Below are 5381 nucleotides of genomic sequence, written 5' to 3' on the forward strand. Positions count from 1 at the left end.
CAATGATGGTGGCGGCATAATCGCGGCGGAAATCCACTTAACGAAACGCCCGAAACTGTTCAGACAAACCGAACCACCTCTCTCGTTCAGGTTCCGGATGTTTTGAAAAACATCGGTATCACTGTAATGGATGGGCCGTTTTTCTCACTCATGCCCTTTCCTGCGCGTGAAATACATACACTGTCACATGTACGTTATACACCGCATTTCAGCTGGAATGACGCAAGGGATGAGAATCCTTACAGAAAGCTTGCCGACTACGATCGCAAGACACGCGTTGATCGGATGATCCGTGATGCAGCTCGCTACCTGCCCGTTCTCTTGGAAGCAAGATATATTGACTCCCTTTTCGAAGTCAAAACCGTTTTGGTCAAGAATGAAGGGGATGATGGCCGCCCGATTTTATTCGAAAGACATGCATCATTGCCCGGTTGTTTCTCGGTCTTGGGTGGAAAGATCGACAATATATACGACGTCATTGAAAAGCTTGATGGTGAAGAATTCTTGAGTTCACAGGGGTGATGATGAATAATGCACTGATCGGATATACAGGTTTTGTCGGCAGTACACTGCTGAAGCAGTCCTCGTTTGCTGCGCTTTATCGATCGACCAATATCCAGGACATTGAAAATCAGGAATTCGATTGTGTCATATGTGCGGGAGCGCCTGCGCAAAAATGGATCGCCAATCGTGCGCCGGAAGAAGATCGGAAAAAGATTGACGGACTGATCCGGCATCTTCGAACTGTCAAGTGCAACAAGTTCATATTGATCAGCACCGTTGATGTGTTCAAGGAACCGATTGGTGTCGATGAGTCAACTCGGGTAGAAGAAGCCGGCTTGCACGCCTATGGCCTGCACAGGCATTTTCTGGAACAATTTGTCATACAGAATTTTCCAAACCACCTGATTGTTCGTTTGCCGGGTCTGGTTGGCCCAGGGTTGCGTAAGAATATCATCTTTGATTTTCTCAATCAGAATAATATTCAAGCCATTGATAGTCGTGGGGTATTTCAGTTCTATCCTATGGTGAACCTTTGGTACGACATCCAGCTCGCACTTCAGGCTGGTCTGTCCCTGGTACATTTGACGGCAGAGCCGGTAAGTGTCGCAGACATTTCCCTGCAAGGATTTGGTCGCCCCTTTGATCAAGCAGTAGCCAGCTCTCCTGCTTCTTATGACATGCAGACGCTTTATGCTCCCATGTTTGGCGCACAAGGACGCTATCAGTATAGCGCACGTGAATCCATACAGGCTGTAAGAGCCTATGCCCAATCAGAGCCCACTACCTTAAAAGCAGATAGTGGAGTCGTGTCGTGAGACTGGCGATATCGAACATTGCCTGGGATACGGAAGAAGATCCAGAAGTTGCAAAACTGCTGCAGACGTTTCGCATTGATGCGATTGATATTGCTCCGGGCAAATATTTCCCCGTACCTGCGGCGGCAAAAGATGCGGACATCTCACGGGTGAAACACTGGTGGTTAGATAGAGGCATCGAGATCACCGGCATGCAGGGCCTCCTGTTTGGAACAACAGGCTTAAATCTGTTTGGTGACAGCCAAAGTCGGCAAGACATGCTTGAACATTTGCGTGCAGTGTGCCGGATAGGTGGGAAGCTTGGCGCAACAAGACTGGTTTTTGGCTCGCCGAAAAACCGTGATCGTACAGGGTTGAATGACGAACAGGCTCTTGAACAGGCTGTCTCATTTTTTCGACAGCTTGGCGATATTGCTCAGGAACATGGCGTCATCATGTGTCTGGAACCCAATCCCGTCCGATATGGGGCGAATTTCATGATAACCAGTGAGGAGACAGCCAAAATTGTCATGGCTGCGGACCATCCCGCCATTCGGATGCAGTTTGATACGGGTGCCGTTGTCATCAACGGGGAACAAGCTGAAACAATACTGGCAAACCATGCAGATCTGATTGGTCATATTCACTTGAGTGAACCCGGCCTGGCTCCTCTGGGAGACGGCGATACCGATCATGCATTCATGAGCAAAGTACTGGCGAGCCATTTGCCTGGCAAAGTCGCCTCCATTGAAATGGTCGCCACTACACAGGAACCACATCTCGTTTCGATCGAACGAGCCCTTTCCCGTGCAGTCGCGCTCTACCGAGCGATACAGGTGTAACCAGATGAAATGGCTGATATTGGTTCTCGGTATCGCTTCAAATGCATCCGCCAGTCTGCTGGTAAAGGTCGCCATGACGCCTCCACGAAAATTTCCTTCGTTGAGCGACCCTTTCGCTGCAGTGACAAACTGGCCGTTCTGGCTTGGGCTAGGCTTGTATGGTGCAGCTTTCTTGCTCTATGCCGCAGCTCTCGCGCGTTTACCGTTGAACATTGCACACCCTATTTTGACATCCGGGGCTATAGCAACTGTCGCACTGGTTTCCTTGGCCATACTTCGCGAGCCATTTCACTGGACCATTGGGGTTGGTATTATTTTCATAATAGTCGGCGTGGCACTGATCGTATCCAAGGTAGCGTAACAGATGAATATGACCTCCAGCATTTCTCCTGAATACAGAGCCACATGGCAAGTGCCTGCTATGGAAATTGCCCTATGGCAAGGCAAGCAACATGATTATTGCGTTGTGATACCGGTCATCAACGAGGGAGAGCGCATTCAGAACCTGCTTGAAAGGATGGCAGCAAATCGCATATCTGAGATCGCCGATATCATTATTGTTGACGGTGGCAGTACCGATGGCTCTCTGGAGATCAGCCGGTTAAAGTCATTGAATGTAAGCGGCCTTATAATCAAAAAAGGCCCAGGAAAGCTCAGCGCACAATTGCGATGTGCATATGCCTTTGCGCTCGACCAAGGCTACGAAGGCATCGTAACAATTGACGGCAACAATAAAGATGACCCTGAGGCAATACCGCGCTTTATCGCAGCATTGAAAGAAGGGGTTGATTTTGTACAGGCATCTCGTTTCCTGCCAGGTGGTATCGCCGTCAATACCCCAAAGTCCCGCGATTTTGCCATCAGATATATACACGCTCCATGCCTCAGCCTTGCATCGGGCTTCAAGTGGACCGACACGACACAAGGCTTCAGGGCTTACAGTCGCAGAATGCTACTGGACCCGAAGATAGCTCCCTTTAGAGATGTCTTCTCAACTTATGAGCTCCTCGCATATTTGTCATATCGCGCCCCCAAGCTGGGATACAGATGCAAGGAACTTGCTACAGCAAGAATATATCCAAAAGGTGAAGTGCCAACAAAAATTAGCTTCCTTAAAGGAAACCTGAAGGTTCTGAACACACTATTAATGGCGTGCACAGGTAAATATGATGCAAAATAGTATCCTTTACAACAATAATGAAAATCAAAATAACAAAAAAATGAACATCATAGCTGATGTTACCATTTGCATTTTATTATCAATTTTTGTTTTCCTTGGCATAAGATACCAATATTTATTATTAAATTATAGAGAATGGGGCGATGAATCCGAGACGTTAGTTACCGTCAAGATGATGTCTTCTGGATTAAAATTATACTCAGAGATATTCAACCACCATGGCCCGCTAACATTTCTGCCAGGCATAATAACAGAAATGTTCGGGAACTTCAACGTACAAGGCCACAGGGTATTTATTGCCATAATTCAAATTTTGTCAGTTATACTTATATACAACTCACCTATAATTAAAGGTAGAACCCAAAGAATATTGGTGTCCATAATAGTTGCAACACTTATGTTGTCTTATTTTCCTAATATTTTTGGACATATGTATAAATACCAAACAATTGCAGGGATATTTATTGTAATAATACTATCACAATATACACTACCGTCCATCATAAACCAAGAATTAATTGATAAAAAACGCGCGTTTTTTGGTAATTTACTAATAGCCTCCCTACCATTTTTGGCGATAACTTATTTGCCTATCGCAATATTACTATTTTTTTCATCCTACAGGCACAGTTTTAATAAATATGCCTTTTACGGCTTATTGTCTGCCTTGATTTTAAATATTGCATTCTTGTGCATGTATGGATCTATAAAAGGATATTTAGCTTTCCATATATATTTGAATGCAAAAATACTTCCTTTATACAACCACTCTCAGCCAGGATTTATTTATATTGTAAAAGTAATCAGAACGTTAACGTCTGATATTACGTATTTTATGTCACTCATATTTTTGTTGGCAAGCAGCCTTATTCTAGCTAGAAAGGAAAGTATATTTCCATTGAGAACGCTTCTTCTTGTTGGAGGCGTAGTAAGTTTGCTTATTCGGGGGCCAGGATTTCATGCAATGCCATATTTTTATGCATTGCTTCCATTCATTGCACTGAATTTTAGTGTTGTAAAATTTGAAAGTACTACGTCAAAATACATAACACTGTTCTTTTTGTTACTATGCACAATAAAAATATCACTTATTATACCTGGTGATAAAAAAGAAATATTATCAAAACCAATTCCAAGAGAAACAGAATTTTCACAACTTGTATCCGAACTCACTAATAAAGAAGATAAAATAATTGCTTACTCTTTTAGAAATTATGAATATCTGGCTTCGGATAGACTTCCTGCATCCGGGCACTTTTTCTACTTGCCATGGCAGAAAAAATACAATGACACCCCAAAATTCGGCATTTTAATAGATGCGTGCAAGCAAATAAAAGAAGTAAGACCTAAAGTCATGCTTATCGACAAATGGAAAGTATGGAATCAATATCCGTGGGACACTTATTCTGAGTGTATAGAAGAATTTATCGATTCAAATTATCTGAAGATTCCCAATAAGCCATATTATGTTCGTAAGGACATGATAAAAAATTTTAATGAGTATTACTCAAATGAAAAGCACAAGCTAATAGTTAGCCATCAATTAACTAAACAGAATCCAATTCAATTGAATACAAATAAAACATACATAGGAGAAAAAACTGACCAATCGCTGGTTGGCATTGCAATTCGATTTGGAACTTACAAAAGAGTTAACGAAGGCACAGCTAGACTGGCGATTAATAATAAGGATGGACAAACGAGCTATATTGACTTTTCTTTGTCCGAACTTAAGGACAATAGATACAAATATTTTCCTCTTAAAGAAAATAAGTATGTTTCTGGGAAAATAGAATGGGTTACAGGAGGAGGAATATCTGCCTGGGAAAGTCAAAATGATAAAGGCGAGATATTAACTTGTATAAATTATTATTTAGCAGATGGAAGTATTTATTATACGCCAGGCTGTCCACTGTATTGAAAAGGCTATACAGCGAATTATGTAAATTCAAACCTCCCGTAATTTTCGGGAGGTTCATTAGAGCATTTCACTTTTTGATGGAACCATATCCAGCACTGGCGAAGTAGTTTAAGCATTCGCCAGGTTGGATTGTCTGAATG

Annotated in this window: 6 protein-coding genes; all 6 read left to right on the forward strand. The window is 42.8% G+C overall.

Going from position 1 to position 5381, the window contains the following annotated elements; all coding sequences use genetic code 11:
• Positions 1-102: 102 nt before the first annotated feature.
• Genes ACFO1V_RS09665 through ACFO1V_RS09690 form a run of 6 tightly spaced genes read left to right on the forward strand, consistent with a single transcriptional unit; the run spans position 103 to position 5241 of the window.
• On the forward strand, positions 103-522 hold the full coding sequence (locus ACFO1V_RS09665; protein ID WP_374834622.1) for a hypothetical protein: 420 nt from the start codon (positions 103-105) through the stop codon (positions 520-522).
• A gap of 2 nt (positions 523-524) precedes the next feature.
• Positions 525-1319 (forward strand): NAD-dependent epimerase/dehydratase family protein, encoded by a 795-nt coding sequence (locus tag ACFO1V_RS09670; RefSeq protein WP_374834620.1) that lies wholly within the window; start codon positions 525-527, stop codon positions 1317-1319.
• Positions 1316-2140, forward strand: coding sequence for a sugar phosphate isomerase/epimerase family protein (locus tag ACFO1V_RS09675; protein ID WP_374834618.1), 825 nt, complete (start codon positions 1316-1318; stop codon positions 2138-2140). Before ACFO1V_RS09670 ends, ACFO1V_RS09675 begins: the two co-directional genes overlap by 4 nt.
• A gap of 4 nt (positions 2141-2144) precedes the next feature.
• Positions 2145-2501, forward strand: coding sequence for a hypothetical protein (locus ACFO1V_RS09680; protein WP_374834616.1), 357 nt, complete (start codon positions 2145-2147; stop codon positions 2499-2501).
• Between the two features lie 3 nt (positions 2502-2504).
• Positions 2505-3320, forward strand: a complete 816-nt coding sequence (locus ACFO1V_RS09685; RefSeq protein WP_374834614.1) for a glycosyltransferase family 2 protein — start codon at positions 2505-2507, stop codon at positions 3318-3320.
• Positions 3310-5241 (forward strand): hypothetical protein, encoded by a 1932-nt coding sequence (locus ACFO1V_RS09690; protein ID WP_374834612.1) that lies wholly within the window; start codon positions 3310-3312, stop codon positions 5239-5241. The genes ACFO1V_RS09685 and ACFO1V_RS09690 overlap by 11 nt, the downstream gene beginning before the upstream one ends.
• Positions 5242-5381: the final 140 nt, after the last annotated feature.

Origin of the sequence: Daeguia caeni (genome assembly GCF_042653845.1) — a bacterium.
GTDB lineage: Bacteria > Pseudomonadota > Alphaproteobacteria > Rhizobiales > Rhizobiaceae > Brucella > Brucella caeni.

Excerpts from the sequence above, each read along its gene's own strand:
- ACFO1V_RS09670 (WP_374834620.1), top strand. The coding sequence starts at position 525 with ATGAATAATGCACTGATCGGATATACAGGTTTTGTCGGCAGTACACTG.
- ACFO1V_RS09680 (WP_374834616.1), top strand. The coding sequence starts at position 2,145 with ATGAAATGGCTGATATTGGTTCTCGGTATCGCTTCAAATGCATCCGCC.
- ACFO1V_RS09685 (WP_374834614.1), top strand. The coding sequence starts at position 2,505 with ATGAATATGACCTCCAGCATTTCTCCTGAATACAGAGCCACATGGCAA.
- ACFO1V_RS09690 (WP_374834612.1), top strand. The coding sequence starts at position 3,310 with ATGCAAAATAGTATCCTTTACAACAATAATGAAAATCAAAATAACAAA.